The organism is Streptomyces sp. NPDC007162 (assembly GCF_040634175.1).
Lineage (GTDB): Bacteria > Actinomycetota > Actinomycetes > Streptomycetales > Streptomycetaceae > Streptomyces.
This window is the reverse complement of record NZ_JBEYFC010001001.1, coordinates 1-1,385: the sequence shown is the minus strand read 5'-3', so window position 1 is coordinate 1,385 and position 1,385 is coordinate 1. Positions and strand designations below refer to the sequence as shown.

1 protein-coding gene is annotated in these 1,385 nt (G+C 69.5%); it reads right to left on the bottom strand.

Annotation, left to right across the window (positions count from 1 at the left end; translation table 11 throughout):
- Positions 1-177: 177 nt before the first annotated feature.
- The coding region (locus ABZ646_RS46650; protein WP_360533867.1) for a hypothetical protein at positions 178-1,385 on the bottom strand (1,208 nt) is incomplete at its 5' end.

The following is a 1,385-nucleotide window of genomic DNA, read 5'->3' as shown; positions in this document are numbered from 1 at the left end:
GTTCCGGCACCGGCTGCCTGACGTCGGCGTGAGTTAAGGCCCCGCTCCCCTTCGGGGGAGCGGGGCCTCGTGTCTTTTGTCTTTGAGGGGCGCGGGGAACTTCGCGAGCAACCCACGAAGGCCGTGAGTTCCCGAACCACCATCACCCCTACGGCGATAAGGCGATATCAGCCGCCCTCACTGATCAGCGAACTCCTTGCTGACCGCCTCGTACACACCCTTGGCCACATCCCCCAGCCGCGGCCCGGCCAACCACCCCGAACTCACCGGCCCGATGGACGTGTTGGACACCAGCGCCGCCTTCCCGTCGGCCCCCTTCTCCACCCAGCCACCGCCGGACGCCCCGCCGGTCATCGTGCACCCGATCCGGTACATCGTCGGTGCCGAGGCATCGATCGACAGCCGCCCCGGCTTGTCCGCGCACTGGTACAGCAACGACCCGTCGTACGGTTTGGCCGCCGGATACCCGGTGGCCGTGAGGCTCGGCTCCTTCGGAACGGCCGGCGCGTCGAAGTCCACCGGCAGCGCCGAACCGACCGTCTCCTCCAGGGACTTGCCGCCACTGCCCTGCTCGGGAGTCACATGGATCACGGCGTAGTCGTACGACGCGCCCTGGCCGCCGGTCTCCCCGCCCTGGTCGATCCACTGCTGCGAGGTCCGCGCCCCGTCCCCCCACCACACGCCGTACGGCGCGACCTCCGACCGGGTGGCCTTCGCCAGCGCCGCCCCGGTCAGACCTTTGTCGTTGTACGACGGCACGAACGCGAGGTTGCGGTACCAGCCGCCCTTCTTGCCGGCGTGCACACAGTGCCCCGCCGTCCATACCAGGTTGGACTTGCCCGGGTGTGCGGGGTCCTCGACGACCGTCGCCGAGCAGACCATCGTGCCCTCGGGGGAGTCGAAGAAGACCTTCCCGGCCGAGGCCGCCGCGGCGTGGTACGTCGGCCGCACCGCCCTCGCCCGGACGGGTGCCGGGGCCGGGTCGGTCACGCCCTGGTCACCGGAGAGGTCGTTGTCGTCGACGCCCTTGTGCTGGTCCGGGTCGTCGGCGTCCCGCATCCGGTCCGGGTTCCACAGGCCCTTGATGATGGGGTTGATGAAGTCGTCGGCCTCACGCAGCCAGTCGTCCCTGTCCCACTTCTTCCAGGCGCCGTTCTTCCACTTGTCGATGTCGATCCCGTGCTCTTTGAGCTTGTTCCTGATGTCGGCCGGGATCTTGATCTTGCCGTCGCGGGGGTCGGCGGGGGCGGCCGCGGCCGCCGGGCCGCCGGCGTGGTCGTCGCCCGAGCCGTTGCAGGCGGTGGCTGTGGTTCCTGTACTTCGCTGCTGTACCGCTTGAGCCCCACGCTTCGAACCGGACGCGACGCGACCACATTCCGAGCAAC